At 52.4% G+C, this 16771-nt stretch carries 15 protein-coding genes, 1 rRNA gene and 1 pseudogene; 8 read left to right on the top strand and 9 right to left on the bottom strand.

The window, feature by feature from the left end:
- Positions 1 to 4: 4 nt before the first annotated feature.
- Positions 5 to 120, top strand: a 5S ribosomal RNA gene (gene rrf, locus OOJ59_RS15915).
- Positions 121 to 535: 415 nt separating this feature from the next.
- Positions 536 to 1834 (top strand): MFS transporter, encoded by a 1299-nt coding sequence (locus tag OOJ59_RS15910; protein WP_121529414.1) that lies wholly within the window; start codon positions 536 to 538, stop codon positions 1832 to 1834.
- On the opposite strand, the gene OOJ59_RS15905 is transcribed toward OOJ59_RS15910, so the two are convergent.
- From OOJ59_RS15905 to trxC, 5 genes are all read right to left on the bottom strand, one after another.
- A complete protein-coding gene (locus tag OOJ59_RS15905; RefSeq protein ID WP_202416123.1) occupies positions 1831 to 2166 on the bottom strand; it encodes a YfiM family lipoprotein in 336 nt (111 codons plus the stop codon). The two genes, OOJ59_RS15910 and OOJ59_RS15905, sit on opposite strands and share 4 nt — an antisense overlap.
- A 31-nt stretch (positions 2167 to 2197) precedes the next feature.
- Positions 2198 to 3553, bottom strand: coding sequence for a CDP-diacylglycerol--serine O-phosphatidyltransferase (gene pssA, locus OOJ59_RS15900; protein WP_061382223.1), 1356 nt, complete (start codon positions 3551 to 3553; stop codon positions 2198 to 2200).
- A gap of 114 nt (positions 3554 to 3667) precedes the next feature.
- Entirely contained in the window at positions 3668 to 6328 is a 2661-nt protein-coding gene (locus OOJ59_RS15890) for a bifunctional acetate--CoA ligase family protein/GNAT family N-acetyltransferase (RefSeq protein ID WP_038642730.1), read from the bottom strand.
- Between the two features lie 36 nt (positions 6329 to 6364).
- Positions 6365 to 7063 (bottom strand): tRNA-uridine aminocarboxypropyltransferase, encoded by a 699-nt coding sequence (gene tapT / locus OOJ59_RS15885; protein WP_160956121.1) that lies wholly within the window; start codon positions 7061 to 7063, stop codon positions 6365 to 6367.
- A gap of 69 nt (positions 7064 to 7132) precedes the next feature.
- The gene (trxC, locus tag OOJ59_RS15880; protein ID WP_003037559.1) at positions 7133 to 7552 is read right to left on the bottom strand and encodes a thioredoxin TrxC; all 420 of its coding nucleotides are present in this window, start codon (positions 7550 to 7552) and stop codon (positions 7133 to 7135) included.
- Positions 7553 to 7759: 207 nt separating this feature from the next.
- On the opposite strand from trxC, the gene OOJ59_RS15875 reads away from it, so the two are divergent.
- A complete protein-coding gene (locus OOJ59_RS15875; RefSeq protein WP_038642726.1) occupies positions 7760 to 8839 on the top strand; it encodes a tRNA/rRNA methyltransferase in 1080 nt (359 codons plus the stop codon).
- A gap of 34 nt (positions 8840 to 8873) precedes the next feature.
- Here OOJ59_RS15875 and ung read toward each other — a convergent pair whose 3' ends face one another.
- A complete protein-coding gene (ung, locus tag OOJ59_RS15870) occupies positions 8874 to 9563 on the bottom strand; it encodes a uracil-DNA glycosylase (RefSeq protein ID WP_042306632.1) in 690 nt (229 codons plus the stop codon).
- A 317-nt stretch (positions 9564 to 9880) separates the two neighbouring features.
- On the opposite strand from ung, the gene grcA reads away from it, so the two are divergent.
- Positions 9881 to 10264 (top strand): autonomous glycyl radical cofactor GrcA, encoded by a 384-nt coding sequence (gene grcA / locus OOJ59_RS15865; protein ID WP_005121223.1) that lies wholly within the window; start codon positions 9881 to 9883, stop codon positions 10262 to 10264.
- 78 nt (positions 10265 to 10342) lie between these two features.
- Here grcA and eamB read toward each other — a convergent pair whose 3' ends face one another.
- The gene (eamB, locus tag OOJ59_RS15860; protein ID WP_038642722.1) at positions 10343 to 10930 is read right to left on the bottom strand and encodes a cysteine/O-acetylserine transporter; all 588 of its coding nucleotides are present in this window, start codon (positions 10928 to 10930) and stop codon (positions 10343 to 10345) included.
- A 102-nt stretch (positions 10931 to 11032) separates the two neighbouring features.
- Between eamB and OOJ59_RS15855 the strand changes: the two genes are divergently transcribed.
- Positions 11033 to 11929, top strand: a complete 897-nt coding sequence (locus OOJ59_RS15855; protein ID WP_137347034.1) for a LysR family transcriptional regulator — start codon at positions 11033 to 11035, stop codon at positions 11927 to 11929.
- A gap of 18 nt (positions 11930 to 11947) precedes the next feature.
- Here OOJ59_RS15855 and srmB read toward each other — a convergent pair whose 3' ends face one another.
- Positions 11948 to 13276 carry an ATP-dependent RNA helicase SrmB gene (gene srmB / locus OOJ59_RS15850; RefSeq protein WP_038642718.1) on the bottom strand — a complete coding sequence of 443 codons (1329 nt, stop codon included), beginning with the start codon at positions 13274 to 13276 and terminating at the stop codon, positions 11948 to 11950.
- Between the two features lie 132 nt (positions 13277 to 13408).
- Here srmB and trmN point away from each other — a divergent pair, with 132 nt between their 5' ends.
- Positions 13409 to 14146, top strand: coding sequence for a tRNA(1)(Val) (adenine(37)-N(6))-methyltransferase TrmN (trmN, locus tag OOJ59_RS15845; RefSeq protein ID WP_061382218.1), 738 nt, complete (start codon positions 13409 to 13411; stop codon positions 14144 to 14146).
- Here the strand turns inward: trmN and nadB are convergent.
- Positions 14131 to 15753, bottom strand: coding sequence for an L-aspartate oxidase (gene nadB, locus OOJ59_RS15840; RefSeq protein WP_038642714.1), 1623 nt, complete (start codon positions 15751 to 15753; stop codon positions 14131 to 14133). The two genes, trmN and nadB, sit on opposite strands and share 16 nt — an antisense overlap.
- A gap of 263 nt (positions 15754 to 16016) precedes the next feature.
- On the opposite strand from nadB, the pseudogene rseD reads away from it, so the two are divergent.
- Together rseD and rpoE are read left to right on the top strand one after the other, a co-directional pair.
- Positions 16017 to 16182 (top strand): annotated as a pseudogene (rseD, locus tag OOJ59_RS15835) (rpoE leader peptide RseD).
- A complete protein-coding gene (gene rpoE, locus OOJ59_RS15830) occupies positions 16179 to 16754 on the top strand; it encodes an RNA polymerase sigma factor RpoE (protein WP_003037573.1) in 576 nt (191 codons plus the stop codon). Before rseD ends, rpoE begins: the two are co-directional and overlap by 4 nt.
- Positions 16755 to 16771 lie beyond the last annotated feature (17 nt).

Below are 16771 nucleotides of genomic sequence, written 5' to 3'. Positions count from 1 at the left end.
TTTGCCTGGCGGCTGTAGCGCGGTGGTCCCACCTGACCCCATGCCGAACTCAGAAGTGAAACGCCGTAGCGCCGATGGTAGTGTGGGGTCTCCCCATGCGAGAGTAGGGAACTGCCAGGCATCAAATAAAAGCGGAAGGCCCGGTCGAAAGACCGGGCCTTTTGTTTTATCTGTTGTCTGTCGGTGAGTGCTCTCCTGAGGAGGACAAATCCGCCGGGAGCGGATTTGAACGTTGCGCAGCAACGGCCCGGAGGGTGGCGGGCAGGACGCCCGCCATAAACTGCCAGGCATCAAATAAAGTGAAGAAGCCCGTCCTGCCGGATGGGCTTTTTTGCGTCTGTACGAAATGAAACCTGTCGCCTTATGCGACCTCCAACTCTATCCCCTCGAACATATCTGAATCCTTTCTGTGCTAATTAAAACCGTGACTTATATCGCATAATTAATTATAACAATTATATAACATTTGGTTTACCAAAAAAGACACAACTAGCATTGATAAATTCACGCGATCCTTGGCAGGGGTATAATTCTAATGGCTGATAGCAGTGTAACTGAGAACGGGACGCTGACAGACGGCGATACCCGCCGTCGTATTTGGGCGATTGTCGGAGCATCATCAGGGAATCTGGTCGAATGGTTTGATTTCTATATCTATTCTTTCTGCTCTCTCTATTTTGCTCATATCTTTTTTCCATCAGGAAACACCACTACGCAACTCTTACAGACTGCCGGCGTTTTTGCCGCAGGCTTTCTGATGCGACCAATTGGCGGCTGGTTGTTTGGTCGCATCGCTGATAAGCACGGGCGCAAAAAATCCATGCTGCTGTCAGTTTGTATGATGTGTATGGGATCGCTGGTGATCGCTTGTCTTCCGGGGTATGAAACCATCGGTACCTGGGCTCCTGCGCTATTGCTACTGGCCAGACTATTTCAGGGACTGTCTGTCGGGGGCGAATACGGGACCAGCGCTACCTACATGAGTGAAGTGGCCATTGAAGGTAAGAAAGGTTTTTATGCTTCATTCCAGTACGTAACGTTAATTGGCGGGCAGCTATTGGCATTACTGGTTGTGGTCATTTTACAGCAAACCTTAGAAGATTCAGCGCTCAGAGAGTGGGGGTGGCGTATTCCATTTGCGCTGGGAGCCGTGTTAGCTATTGTCGCGCTATGGCTGCGTCGCCAGTTGGATGAAACCTCGAAACAGGACGTTCGCGCGCTGAAAGAAGCGGGCTCTCTGAAAGGTCTGTGGCGTAATCGCAAAGCCTTCATCATGGTGCTTGGCTTTACTGCTGCTGGCTCGCTGTGTTTTTACACCTTCACAACCTATATGCAGAAGTACCTGGTTAATACCGCAGGTATGCATGCCAACGTAGCCAGCGGGATTATGACGGCGGCACTGTGTGTGTTCATGCTGGTGCAACCATTGTTTGGCGCTTTGTCAGATAAAATTGGCCGACGTACTTCCATGCTATGCTTTGGCGCATTAGCTGCGATTTTCACCGTTCCCATTTTGACTGCATTGCAAAACGTGACGTCTCCGTATATAGCGTTTGCTCTGGTAATGTGCGCCTTGTTGATCGTGAGTTTCTATACGTCCATCAGCGGCATTCTGAAAGCTGAGATGTTTCCGGCGCAGGTACGCGCCCTGGGGGTTGGGTTATCTTATGCGGTGGCGAATGCTCTGTTTGGTGGTTCAGCCGAATATGTTGCCTTATCCCTGAAATCCATCGGTATGGAAACCACATTCTTCTGGTACGTTACCGCGCTGGCAGTCGTCGCATTTTTAGTATCGCTGATGCTGCATGGGAAGGGGAAAGGGCTGCGCCTCTAATGATGCGCCAGTTGCCAGACTGCATAGCCGGTTGAGGCACCCGCAACATCCCAGGCAAAGTCCTTCCAGCTCCAGCCGCTCCCAGCGGGGCGGCTGTCCCACAGCTCTTTCGATGCGCCCAGGCTGATTGAGAACATCAAACCAATAGCCGCACTGCGATCTCGGTTGTTACCCTGATGCTGGGCATATTCGTTACCGGCTGCGGCAAGCATGGCGGAGGCAATAAAATGTTGAGCTTTGTCTTGTCCGCTCCAGCGGTCGTTTGCCATGTGGCTGCAGCCAGAAATAGCCAGGATACTGGTAAGAATAAACAGGCGCACCGTTGCCTCCATATGAAAAACCCCGTCAGTGACGGGGTTTTGGTTACAGAATACGGCTAATTAATCTGTCGATACGAATACGGCGTAGTCGACGGATCAGCTTACGCACTTTGACTGGATAGTCAGCAATGCTTTGCAGGTCGCGGTAGTGCTTAACCACGGTGGTATGCGTGCGGATAAGCTCCAGCTCTTTATCGCGCTGGGGCGCCAGCTCTTGCTTAGGATCGTGGATAAGGATGGCATTTTCCAGATCCAGACGCCAGGCTCGAGGATTAAGGTTGTTGCCGGTGAGCAGCATCCATTTATCATCAACCCACATACCTTTCAGATGATAAGTGTTGTCATCATCTTTCCATAAGCGCACGACTAACTGGTCGGTATTCACATAATATTGCAGTCTGCTCAGGAAACGGCGCAGGTTAATTTCATACAGATAGGGCAGCGCGCCGATGATTTTAAAAGGCTCATCTTCCGGGATGTAAAAGTCGTTGGCGGTTTTATCACCGACAATGATTTCGACCTTTTTCCCTTCACGCAGCAGCTGAATGATATTGCGCACCAGTATGGCGGGCAGATTGAAATAAGGGGTACAAATTGTGAGTTTGTGCTCTGCGCAGGGCATGAGGTGGAAAATAGTCTTATTTAACAGACTGGATTTTCCGAGTCCAACCAGAGGCGTAACAGAAAGCTGTTCATTATCCGCATCTCCCTGAAAATGGAATGACGCATCGCGCAGTTCCTGACGGTACAAGCGGATATCGTTTTTAATTTCCGGGCTTTTAGGGCGATTGATATCATCAAGACGATTAACGCCGCGACCATTCATCAGGTTTTGCGCCACCCAATTGAACATGATATCGGCCATTTGCGGGTTGCGAATCAACTGATAACGGTCGTAGCGATATTTATCATGCTGATGCAGATAAACATCGTTCAGGCTGGCGCCGCTATACAGGACGCTGTCATCGATGATAAAGCCTTTGAAATGTAGAACGCCAAGGGCTTCGCGCGTGTTAATCGGCACACCATAGACAGGAATATCGATACCGGGGTTTTCTTGCGCCATGCGGCAATACCAGTCAGCATTGGTATTAGATGCCGCAGCACCAATGCGCCCGCGCTGGGCTCGGTGCCAGTCGACAAGCACCCGGACATCCAGTTCAGGACGCTGCCGTTTTGCCGCATAGAGCGCGTCGAGTATGCCTTTGCCACCGTCATCCTGTTCCAGGTACAGCGCAATAATGCAGATCCGTCGCGTCGCGCTGGCGATTTTTTCCAGCAGAGTCTCCCTGAAATTAGCGGGAGCATAAAAGAAATCTACATCATCAACTGACTGAGAAATCTTGGGTAGTTGGGCAAGGTGTTGTTGATGTTTATTACGCTTAAATTTTGACAACATCACAGTGCATTTCTTCTCTGTTCATTGAAGGGTCCTCTGTGCTATGCAGACGACATAAGCGGGCAATGATACCACCAGTACCCATTAATGTGGTCAACATTTCCAGTACCTTACTCACGATTCCTCAAATTGGGCCAGATTAAGCGTTAGCCCAACAATCCCCTCTTCGAGTTGGACGTCAACAACGAACCCGAGTTTCCGGGCCAGGGCGACCATACCGCGATTGTTTGGCATCGTAATACCATTCAAACGTCTAAGTCCGTGATCTCGGGTATAGGCAATTAATTTTTCCATCAATCGGCGACCCAGTCCAAGTCCTTTGAGATCAGAACGCACCAGGACGGCAAACTCGGCATCTACGTTATCAGGATCCGAGATAGCTCGCGTCACGCCGAGGATCTCTTCATGATTATCTCTACAACGCACAGCGACAAAGGCCATTTCACGATCGTAGTCGATCTGTGTCATATTGGCTAAATCTTCATGGGTAAATTCGTTGATCTCACTAAAATAGCGATAATAAAGATCTTCTTTGGTTACCTGAGAAATGAACTGCTGCAGATGAGGTTCATCCTCTGGCAAAATGGGGCGGAACAGGCAGCGCTCGCCGTTCTTCAACTCAACCCACTCTTCAAGCTGATGAGGGTAGGGGCGTACAGCCAATCTGCTTTCGTTATCGCCCGTGAAAGGGGCAATGTCCAGCGTGACGTCCAGCGCGGTAAATTCACCGGCGGAGGCCAGCAGCGGATGGATATCCAGACGCTGAATTTCCGGACAATCGACGATCAGGTTGGATACCTGCACCAGAAGCTGGCTTAGTCCGGCGATATCCAGTGGGCGTAGTGCGCTACGAGCGCGGATCTTCTTATTTTTGATCCCCTGGATAACCAGATAACGCGCCAGATTCATGTTCAATGGCGGCAATGCCACCACGGCTTGCTCTTCTGGTCGCCACTCAACCCCACCTTCACCCAGCATAATCAGCGGGCCAAATACCGGATCGTGTTCAACGACGACGCGAAGCTCCTGAGCGCCAGCGCGATTCGCCATGCTTTGCACTAATAAACCGTGGATGCGCGCCTGCGGCCAGGCCATTTTCACCCGATCAAAAATCGCATTCGCGGCCTGCTGTACCTCTGTTGCCGTACGCAGGTAGAGCATTACCCCCTGAACTTCCGATTTATGCGGGATATCAGGGGAACGCAGCTTGAGCGCCACCGGATAGCCGATCTGCTCTGCGATATGCACAGCTTCCGCGCTGTCGCTGGCGATCCAGGTCGGGAGCGTGTGTAAGCCATAAGCTTGTAAAATCGGCTGCACTTCATGGGTATCCAGCGATGTGGCCCCTTCGGCAATCGCCTGCTGTAACAGATTATGCGCCTCGGCGGTGTTCGTGGTCAGGTAGTCCGGTAGCGCAGGCGTTTCTCGCAGTTGCTTCTGGTTACGCCGATACTCAACCATATGCATAAATGCGGTGATGGTTCCTTCCGGTGTACGGTAGGTGGGCACCCCTGCTTCGCTAAATAGCCTACGGGCTTCCTGGGAAGAAAACTCCCCACACCAGTTGGTCAGTAAGGAAATAAATTTCCCTCGAGGATGCTGCTTTACTGCTTCGATCAACGCTTGCGCGCTTTCGGTCCCGGGGGCAGCGGCGCTGGGCGAATGAATCACCATCAGCGCGTCGAAGTCCTGGCTGGCGAGCAAAATATCCAGCGTTTTTACATAGTGTTCGCTACTGGCGTCGTCACGAAGATCCAGCGGGTTGCCGATATCAACATGGGCTGGTAGCGCATCGCGTAATTTCTGGCAGGTATCTTCACTCAGCGTGGCGAGTTTGCCATTCTTCGACCATAGCTCATCCAATGCCAGTGCGGCAGGCGCGGCGCCGTTACTGATGATCATTAGTCTGTCACCACGCAGCGGGCGCATGTGACTCAGGGTTTCGACCGCCGAGAACAGCTCGTGAGTATCTTGCACGCGTAATAAACCGGCGCGCTGAATAGCCGCATCCCAGGCTGGGTCCATCCCTGCACTGGTGTGCAGTAAACGCTGCGCTGCCGGGCTGCGGCCACTCTTAATCACCAGAATGGGTTTGTTGCGCGCGGCGCTACGGGCGGCAGAGACAAAGCGCCGGGCATCGCTCAAATGTTCGAGATAGAGCAATATTGCGCTGGTTTTACTGTCGCGCGCCAGGTAATCCAGCAGCTCATCAACGTCGATATCCAGGCTGTCACCCAACGCGATAAAGTAAGAAAAGCCCATTTCTCTCTGCTGCGCCCAGTCGAGTATGGTATTGGATACGGCGGCGGATTGAGAGATAAAAGCCAGCTTGCCGCGCTTAATCGGGACGGGGGAAAAGCTGGCGTTAAGTCCCTGCCAGGGGGCGAGAAGTCCCAGACTGTTGGGACCCAGCAGGCGTATTTTATAGCGTGAGGCGCAGGCCAGCAGTTCTGCATGCTGGGCCGCGGGAGCCGAAAGAATAATGCAGGTTTTACAGCCTTTCTCGCCAAGCGCTTCGAGCAATGCCAGGTTACGGCTGGCATTGGTGCACAACACGGCGAGGTCGGGGCTAAAAGGCAAGCTGCTGATATTGGGCCAGGCCAGTACGCCCAATACCGCTTTCCAGGCGGGCGTCACCGGTAGAACTGGCCCATTGAAACCGCCGGCAAGCAGATTACGCATCATCAGGTAACCCGCGCGGTTAGGCTTCATCGACGCCCCAATCACCGCAATGGATTTCGGTCGCAGTAGTGCTTCCAGACCACGTTGACTCATATCGGCTTCCTTAATGACACCAGTGACCGAATGATTTTAAACGCTTTCTGTCGAGTCTGCTGTGACGCTTCCCTGATGTTGAGTTTTTCCTGCCAGGTAACGGGTTTTAAAGCGAGTGAAGTGATCGCTTAACCCTTCCGCAGCTTGCCTATCGCCAGCCAGATCCAGCAAAGAGATGGCGACTTCGGCAGTACAGTATTGCCCTTCGGCGTGAATACCACGCAGGTGATAAGCAGAAAGGCGCGATAAATCAACGGAGATCACCGGCAGGTTGTCGAGGTACGGGCTTTTGCGGAACATTTTACGCGCTTCCGGCCAGGTGCCATCGAGCATAATAAACAACGGCGGTTTGCCGGTCGGCGGCGTGAAAATCACTTCGCGCTCTTCGCCCGCATAGGAAGCCGGGAATACCACCATCGGCTGGTAATCAGGATTTTTCACCAGCTCAAGCAGCGTCTGCGGCGGTTCGGTGCGTGACCACTGAAAAGCCGCGGTATCGGGCAAAATATCGGCGATTAAACGTCCCGTGTTACTGGGCTTCATCGGCTCGGTATCAAACATGACCAGACAAAAACGGCTTTTGGCCTCAGATGGTACTAACGTTGCGCATAAGCAGAGCTTTAGCGGCAGCAGGCAGCGCTGGCAGCGACGAATACGGTTACCTCGGGCGAGGAAAGGACGCGTGGCGCGCGCGAGGCGCTCAGCGCGTAACTGAAGAACTGCGTTATCGGTCATGGGGGAACACGTTGAAAAACGCTATTGTCGCAGAGGTGAAAACGGGGCACAAGATGCGCCCCGCAGAGATTATAATGATTCGTTAAGCCAGCTATCAAACGGAGCCTTAGGTACGGCGCCATTAAGCATATCGACGATTTCACCTTTTCTGAAGATCATGATGGTCGGAATACTGCGGATGCCGAAGCGGGCGCTGAGTTCACGCTCGGCTTCTGTATTCACTTTAACAAAACGTACTTTACCGCTACGCTCTTCCGCGACATCTTCAAAAATTGGGGCAAAGTTACGGCATGGTCCGCACCAGGGGGCCCAAAAATCAACCACCACCGGGAGATCGTCTTTTAACAGTTTATCCAGTGTTTCACCGGTCGCATTGATCACCTCCCCATCGAACAGGTCGTGACCACAGCGTCCGCATTTAGCCGCTTCCTGGACACGATCGTCGGGAATGCGGTTGATAGCCTGGCAGCTGGTACAAACGGTATTCATAACTAACCTCTGGATGAGTAGTGTGGACTTCATGGCAGTGACGCCAGTATGTTTCTATTATGTTACATATTATCGGGGAGTCTGTTCTAAACAACAATGCGTTTTATTCAATGAGTACAATAGTCCTTAGCTTTTAAATGAAATAATGGCTAACGACGTGCACATCGGGTAATCTGCGCGCTTCGCGCAGAGCAGGTGGAGAAAAACATGAGCGACGAACTGAAGAACAAAAACGGCAAGGTCAAAGTGATGTACGTCCGCAGTGACGATGACTCGGATAAACGCACCCAAAATCCACGTACTGGTAAAGGCGGCGGACGCCCCGGTACTTCCCGAGCCGAAGGCGGTCGTCGCCCTGCCCGTGATGACAGAAAGGGTCCGAACAGCGAACGCGGCCGTGAACGTGGTCGTGACCGCGATGCAGAACGCGATCGCAGACGTGAAGATTCACCATGGCGTACCGTGTCCCGCGCACCGAATGATGATGCTGAGGATAAAGCCGATCATGGTGGCATTAGCGGCAAGAGTTTTATCGATCCTGAAGTCTTACGTCGTCAGCGCGCGGAAGAAACCCGCGTTTACGGTGAAAATGCCTGTCAGGCTCTGTTCCAGAGTCGTCCGGACGCTATTGTTCGCGCCTGGTTCGTGCAGAGCGTCACCCCGCGCTTTAAAGAAGCATTACGCTGGATGGCGGCAAACCGTAAAGCCTACCATGTGGTTGATGAAGCTGAGCTGGCGAAAGCCTCCGGTACTGAGCACCATGGCGGTGTTTGTTTCCTGATCAAAAAACGTAACGGTACCACCGTTAAGCAGTGGGTGGGTCAGGCTGGGGCGCAGGATTGCGTACTGGCTCTGGAAGACATCGCTAACCCGCACAACCTGGGCGGAATGATGCGTAGCTGCGCCCACTTTGGTGTGAAAGGCGTGGTGGTACAGGATGCGGCGCTGCTGGAATCAGGTGCGGCAATCCGTACCGCTGAAGGTGGCGCAGAGCATGTTCAGCCGATCACCGGTGACAGCATTGTCGATGTGCTGGACGACTTCCGTAAGGCAGGTTACACGGTAGTGATGACCTCAAGCGTGAAAGGCAAACCGTTGTTTACTACCACGCTGCCGGAAAAAATGGTGCTGGTATTAGGGCGTGAGCGTGAAGCGCTGCCGGAAGCGGCATGCTCAGCCGACGACCTGTGCGTGGCGATTGACGGTACGGGTAACGTTGAAACGCTCAACGTATCTGTGGCAACCGGCGTACTGCTCGCGGAGTGGTGGCGTCAGAACAAAGCCTGATAATAAAAATGCCAGCGAATCGCTGGCATTTTTTTTACTCACTTTCTGCAGGTAACACCGGCGTCCAGTCAATCGGTTTTTCACCTCGTTGTTCCAGCCATTCATTAGCCAGTACAAAGTGATTGCAGCCAAAGAAACCACGATGCGCGGAGAGCGGTGACGGGTGCGGCGCTTTCAACACATGGTGACGTTGGGTATCAATAATCGCGCCTTTCTTTTGTGCATGTGAACCCCAGAGCAGGAAAACGACGCCTTCGCGATGCTGATTAATCAAGCTGATGACTTTATCGGTGAAGGTTTCCCAGCCCAGGCTGGCGTGCGAATGTGCCTGACCGGCGCGGACGGTGAGTACGGTATTCAGTAACAATACCCCCTGACGTGCCCAGCTTTCCAGATAACCGTGCGTTGGGCGCGTGAAGCCAGGAATCGTCGCTTCCAGCTCTTTGTACATGTTCAGCAGCGAGGGGGGAGTGGCAATACCCGGACGAACAGAGAACGCGAGACCGTGTGCCTGGCCTGGACCGTGGTAAGGATCCTGCCCCAGGATGACGACTTTCACGTCGCCAAGTTCGGTAAAGCGAAAAGCGTTAAACACATCTTTTTGCGGCGGGTAAATTGTCATACCCGACTGACGCTCGCCAGCGACAGTATGTAGCGTGTTAACAAAATAAGGCTGCTGTTTCTCATCTGCCAGCACATCGTGCCAGGTTAATTCGGTGGCCATCTCGCTCTCCTGCGAATTTTCAATCCCTCTAGCTTAACTGCTTCTTACCACGTCGCAAAATTCTGTACGTTTCTCAACGGCATGGGCCTTAAAGATAGTTGAAAATTTATGTAAAAAGTTTAGCTGTGTACGTGGCGTAAGTTGATGTAAAACAATAAAATCCACCTATCACCACTTTTCATGTGTGGTTTTTGTTGATTTAAATCAAAGATTCAAGGGTGTGTGAGGGGTATATATACACTCAAGCAACAATGGTTTTACCAATTGGCCGGATGACGGCCAACCGAGATCAAATAATTTTGCCGGGGAGGCATCAAATGATTACAGGTATCCAGATTACTAAAGCTGCAAACGACGACCTGCTGAACTCTTTCTGGCTGCTGGACAGCGAAAAAGGCGAAGCACGCTGCATCGTTGCGAAAGCAGGTTTCAATGCGGATGACGTCGTTGCCGTCAGCAAACTGGGTGAAATCGAATACCGTGAAGTGCCGGTAGACGTACAGCCGGAAGTTCGCGTGGAAGGTGGTCAGCACCTGAACGTGAACGTTCTGCGTCGCGAAACGCTGGAAGATGCGGTTAAGCATCCGGAAAAATATCCGCAGCTGACCATCCGTGTTTCTGGTTATGCGGTACGTTTCAACTCTCTGACCCCAGAACAGCAGCGCGACGTTATTGCTCGTACCTTTACTGAGAGCCTGTAAGGCTCGCGGGGAATAACCCCGTTTAGCAGAGAATCAAAAGCGGAAGATGCCAGCGCGTCTTCCGCTTTTTTATATCCGTTAGTAAAAAATTCGTACTGCGCAATACACTAACAGCAGCGCCAGAATGATATTCAACTGTCGGCCGTAACGGCGAAAGAGGCGCTGAAAAAGATGGCCTGCCAGCGCCCAACATGCATTACCAAAGGTGCCGATCAGCGCCAGCAGAATACTCACCCCAATCAGCCAGTGTGCATCCTGCGTATAGGGCAGTACGAACGTGGATAACGCGGTAATGCCGTACAAAATGATTTTGACGTTAACAAACTGCAAGCCAAAACTCGCCCAGAAGCCGATCGGTTCGGACTGCAAATTATCGTTTGCCGCCGGGCTGGTGGCGATTTTCAATGCCAGCCACAAGATATATGCCGCACCTGCCCAACTGAGCCAGTGGATGATGGCAGGATCCATCGCCGCAAGCGAAAACGAAATCCCGGCGCATATCAGCATGACGATTAAAAAGCCCAGACTCATCCCGGCAAGCACGCGCGTGCTCTGGCGAAAACCGTGTGACGTCGCAGCACTGAGCGCAAGGATGTTATTTGGGCCGGGGGTTAGCGCGGTAATCAATGTATAGGTCCAGAATGCGCTTAAAAGTATGGGGGTCACTTGTTATCTCCTCTGTTTTGGTAGACAGTACCCGAGTCAAAACATTTAAAAAAATGAATGTTTTTGCATTCTGAGTTCGATATTTTCGATGGGTTGGTGCGGATGGATTTACGTCGGTTTATTACGTTAAAAACGGTGGTGGAAGAGGGGTCGTTCCTGCGGGCGTCACAAAAGCTTTGTTGTACGCAATCGACCGTGACGTTTCATATTCAACAGCTTGAGCAAGAGCTTTCGGTGCAGCTGTTCGAAAAAATTGGCCGCAGAATGTGTCTTACCAGTGAGGGCAAACGGTTGATGCCGCATATACACGACCTGACCCGCGTGATGGCATCGATTCGTCAGTCAGCGCAGCAGGATGCGCAGCCGAGCGGCGATCTACGCGTTGCGACCGGCGAAACGCTGCTGGCGTATAAAATGCCGCAGGTTCTACAGCGATTTAAACAACGCGCGCCTCATGTGCGGTTGTCCTTACAGTCGCTCAACTGCTATGTCATTCGCGATGCGTTGCTCGGTGATGAGGTTGATCTGGGCGTGTTTTATCGTGTTGGTAATGATGATGCACTTGAGATGATACCGCTGGGCGATCAGTCACTGGCGCTGGTTGCGTCGCCTCTGCTGCAGCACGTTGATTTCACCCGGCATCACCAGCACATTCCCTGCAGCTTTATCATTAATGAACCGCAATGTATTTTCAGACAACGCTTCGAAGGGCTACTGCGTAAGCGTCATATTACGCTGGAAAATACGATTGAGTTGTGGAGTATTGAGAGCATCAAGCACTGCGTATCGGCAAATCTTGGCGTCAGTTTTTTGCCGCGTTTTGCCGTTGAGAAGGAGCTACGTTCTGGGGAATTGGTTGAGTTACCGTTCAGCGAACAGCCGGAGTTAATTACGGCATTGTGCGGTTATCATGCTGGAAAAGTCGTTAGCCCGGCGATGCGGGTGTTTATTGAGTGTATTGAAGAGAGCTTTGCGACGCATGAAAAAATGCCGGGCTAAACGGCCCGGCATACGGTTTTACTCTTTGTCGGACTGCTGGGGAGCCGTTCCGCTCGGCTTACGACGCTTGCCGATATTTTTGGCGTCGCGGTGACGTTTCTTCACGCGCGGTTTCTCTTTTTCTTTGGCTTTTTGCTCGGCGCGCTTCGCCAGCACTTTCTTGGACGGCTTGCCGTTAGATTTCTCACTTGGCGCGCGAGTTGTCGGACGCAGTTCGTCAATAACGCGCGCTTTCAGCGGTTCGTCGATATAGCGGCTCGCTTTGCCAAGCAGCAGGTGGTCGTGCGCTTCAACCAGAGAAATCGCGGTACCTTTACGGCCAGCGCGGCCGGTACGGCCAATGCGGTGTAGATAGGCATCACCACTGCGCGGCATGTCGTAGTTAAACACGTGGCTAACATCAGGAATGTCGATCCCGCGAGCGGCAACATCGGTCGCAACCAGTACGTTCACACGACCATCGGTCAGGCGTTTGATCGCTTCGTTACGCTTGATCTGTACCATCTCGCCTTCGAGATAGCAGTTATTAATGCCAGCCTGGCGCAGCCAGCCTGCCAGCTCGTGCACACGCTCACGCTTACGTACAAAAACAATCGAACGGGTCGCTTCCGGCTGTTTTAACAGATGGATCAGCAGAGCCGTTTTGTGCTCGATGTCATCGGCACGGTAGTAAAATTGATGGATCTTCTTGCGTTCGCGGGTCGATGGATCCGCCGAAACCTCAACCGGATCTTCCAGCAGGCGCTCGGCAAAATCTTTAATCGCGTCGCCTTCCAGCGTGGCAGAGAATAACATCGTCTGCTTACGCCAGCGGGTTTCTCCGGCGATATGTTCGATGTCCTGGGCAAAGCCCATGTCCAGCATACGGTCTGCCTCATCGAGGATCAGCGTTTCAACCGCGTGGCAGTCGAAATTCTCTTCTTTGATGTATTGCAGCAGGCGACCGGTGGTGGCGACCACGATATCCTGGTTTTCGCTAAAGACTTCCATATGGTTCATGTAAGCCACGCCGCCGGTAATTGTGGCGATATCCAGATGCGTATTCTTCGCCAGTTCACGGGCGTGGTCGGCAACCTGCATCGCCAGTTCGCGCGTTGGCGTCAGAATTAAAATGCGCGGTGGGCCAGATTTTTTGCGCGGGAAGTCGAGCAGGTGCTGCAACGCTGGCAGCAAATATGCCGCCGTTTTACCGGTGCCTGTCGGCGCAGAACCGAGTACATCACGGCCATCGAGCGCAGGCGGAATGGCGGCAGCCTGAATGGCGGTCGGGCGAGTGAAACCTTTTTCCTGGAGGGCATCCAGAAGGCTTTCATCGAGTTCAAGTTCGGAAAAAGTCGTTACAGTCATGTTCTACCTCTGTGTGGGGCGCTGATTATAGACGTTACGGCTGCAATCTTCATCTGTTTGTATGGATATAGCTTCTCAGGTATTGTTTTTATCCTATGTGATCGTCTTTTTTCCCCAGGAAGGTTGTTCTCCATGCCCCAGTCTACATCCGTACTTAGACGTAATGGATTTACATTTAAGCAGTTTTTTGTGGCGCATGATCGTTGTGCGATGAAAGTCGGAACGGACGGTATTTTATTAGGGGCCTGGGCCCCCGTTGCGGGCGTAAAACGGATCCTGGATATTGGTACCGGGAGCGGCCTGTTGGCGCTGATGCTGGCCCAGCGTACTGATGAAAATGTCATCATTGACGCCGTGGAGCTTGATGTTGACGCCGCGCAGCAGGCGCAGGAGAACATCGCGCAATCTCCGTGGATGCATCGCGTCAGCGTTCATACAGCAGATGCGCAGCAATGGATACCACGCCAGACCGTGCGTTTTGATTTGATTATCAGCAATCCACCTTATTATGAACAGGGAGTGGAATGCGCCACGCCGCAGCGCGAACAGGCACGTTACACGACTGCGCTCGATCATGAAGCATTGCTGGCGCTGGCGGCGGGGAGTATTACAGAAGATGGTTTTTTTTGTGTCGTGCTGCCGGAACAAATTGGTAACGCCTTTACCCAGCAGGCATTAAGTATGGGCTGGCATTTGCGTTTACGTACGGATGTGGCAGAAACTGAGGCCCGGCTACCACATCGTGTATTGTTGGCATTCTCCCCGCAGGCCGGGGAGTGCTTTAGCGACAGGTTGTTTATCCGTGGGCCAGACCAACGTTACTCTGAAGGTTACACGGCGCTGACCCAGGCGTTTTATCTGTTTATGTGATGACTTAGCGGCGAGAGGATGGACGGGCCTGACTCGGGAAGTTGTTCAGGATAATCCAGCGTGTAGTGCAGGCCCCGACTCTCTTTGCGCATCATTGCGCAGCGTACGATCAGCTCGGCAACCTGCACCAGGTTGCGCAGTTCCAGCAAATTGTTCGACACGCGGAAATGGGCGTAATACTCGTCGATTTCCTGTTGCAGCATGGTGATACGGCGCAGCGCGCGCTCCAGGCGCTTAGTCGTACGCACAATCCCGACGTAGTCCCACATAAATAAGCGCAGCTCATGCCAGTTATGCTGAATCACCACCAACTCATCCGGATTTTCCACACGACTTTCATCCCAGGCGGGAAGTGTGTTGACACCGCGTGCGTAAGGCATTCGCCTGTCGATATCTTCAGCGGCTGACCAGCCGTAAACCAGGCACTCAAGCAATGAGTTCGACGCCATACGGTTGGCGCCATGCAGGCCGGTATAGCTCACTTCGCCGATGGCATACAGGCCGTCGACATCCGTGCGGCCAAAGTCATCAACCATCACACCGCCGCAGGTATAGTGCGCGGCAGGGACGATAGGGACCGGCTCTTTGGTCAAATCGATGCCCAGTCCCAGCAGTTTTTCATAAATCATCGGGAAATGCTGACGAACAAATGCTTCCGGTTTATGGCTGATGTCGAGGAACATGCAGTCAGCGCCCAGACGCTTCATCTCGTGGTCAATGGCACGGGCGACGATATCGCGGGGAGCCAGTTCGCCACGCTCGTCAAAATCGGGCATAAAGCGCGAGCCGTCCGGGCGCTTCAGGTGCGCGCCTTCGCCACGCAGCGCCTCGGTCAACAGGAAATTGCGCGCCTGCGGATGATACAGCGCCGTTGGATGAAACTGGTTAAATTCAAGATTGGCGACACGACATCCCGCGCGCCAGGCCATCGCAATCCCGTCCCCCGAGGAGATATCCGGATTGGTAGTGTACTGATACACTTTTGACGCGCCGCCGGTAGCTAACACCACTGACTTCGCATGGCAGGTTTCGACAGCTTCTTTATTACGATTCCAGATCCAGGCCCCAACAACCCGACGCGTTCCCGGCAGGCCGATTTTATCAGAGACAATCAGATCGACGGCATTACTGCGCTCCAGAACCTGTATGTTAGGGTGATTTTGCGCCTGGCTGACAAGGGTGGTTTCGACTTCTTTACCGGTAGCATCCGCAGCATGCAGGATGCGTCGATGACTATGACCGCCTTCACGGGTCAGGTGATAACTCTCTTCACCGTTGGGCTGAACCTGCGTATCAAATAACACACCCTGATCGATAAGCCACTGCACACAGGTGCGGGCATTGCTGGCGACAAACTCTACCGCATGACGATCGCAAAGTCCGGCCCCGGCAACCAGCGTGTCTTCAACGTGGGAGTCGATACTGTCGGTTTCATCGAAAACCGCGGCAATACCACCCTGAGCATAAAACGTCGAGCCTTCGCTAACAGGACCTTTGCTCAGTACAATAACCTGATGTTTCTCAGCCAGCCGCAGCGCCAGCGAGAGTCCGGCAGCTCCGCTGCCAATGATCAGCACGTCACAGGATAATTCAGGAGTTGTATTCATAATGTTTGTTTAATTTACTAAACAGTGTTTGCTCACAATAGCACCAGAATACGCGTTGCTGCACGTTTTATTTTTAAATGTGTTGCAATGGCTAAACATGAAAGAAAAAGTATGACGAGGCCGAAATGAGCAAAATTATTTTGTGAAGCAGGCCGTTAGCATCAGATTATGTGATGAAATAAAGTGGCCGTTGGGTTACTCTGCAAGCGGTGAAATGGGCATTTCTTACAGATAGTGCGTTGATCGGGTTATGTAGACTTATAATGAGAGATAAGACCTGTCTACAACATGACAAACAAAAAACAAATGCGTAACGGAACTTTACGAAACTTGAGCACTCTAAGCATTTGCTTGCTCATAGTGAAGCTTATGGAGTGGCGTTTCGACAGCGCGTGGAAATTTGGTTTGGGGAGACTTTACCTCGGATGAGCGAGCAGTTAACGGACCAGGTCCTGGTAGAACGGGTCCAGAAGGGAGATCAGAAAGCCTTTAACCTACTGGTAGTCCGCTATCAGCATAAGGTGGCGAGTCTGGTTTCTCGCTATGTACCGTCGGGCGATGTACCCGATGTAGTACAAGAAGCATTTATCAAGGCCTATCGTGCGCTGGACTCGTTCCGGGGGGATAGTGCTTTTTATACCTGGCTGTATCGTATCGCAGTCAATACAGCGAAGAATTACCTGGTCGCTCAGGGGCGTCGTCCACCTTCCAGTGATATAGATGCGATTGAAGCAGAAAACTACGAAAGTGGCGGTGCACTGAAAGAAATTTCGAACCCTGAGAACTTAATGTTGTCAGAAGAACTGAGACAGATAGTTTTCCGAACTATTGAGTCCCTCCCGGAAGATTTACGCATGGCAATAACCTTGCGGGAGCTGGATGGCCTGAGCTATGAAGAGATAGCCGCTATCATGGATTGTCCGGTAGGTACGGTGCGTTCACGTATCTTCCGAGCGAGGGAAGCTATTGATAATAAAGTTCAACCGCTTATCAGGCGTTGACGATAGCGGGATACTGG

The organism is Citrobacter sp. W9 (assembly GCF_026719375.1).
GTDB classification, from domain to species: Bacteria; Pseudomonadota; Gammaproteobacteria; order Enterobacterales; family Enterobacteriaceae; genus Citrobacter; species Citrobacter werkmanii.
The sequence above is the reverse complement of the archived record's forward strand: the minus strand, read 5'-3'. Positions and strand labels throughout refer to the sequence as shown.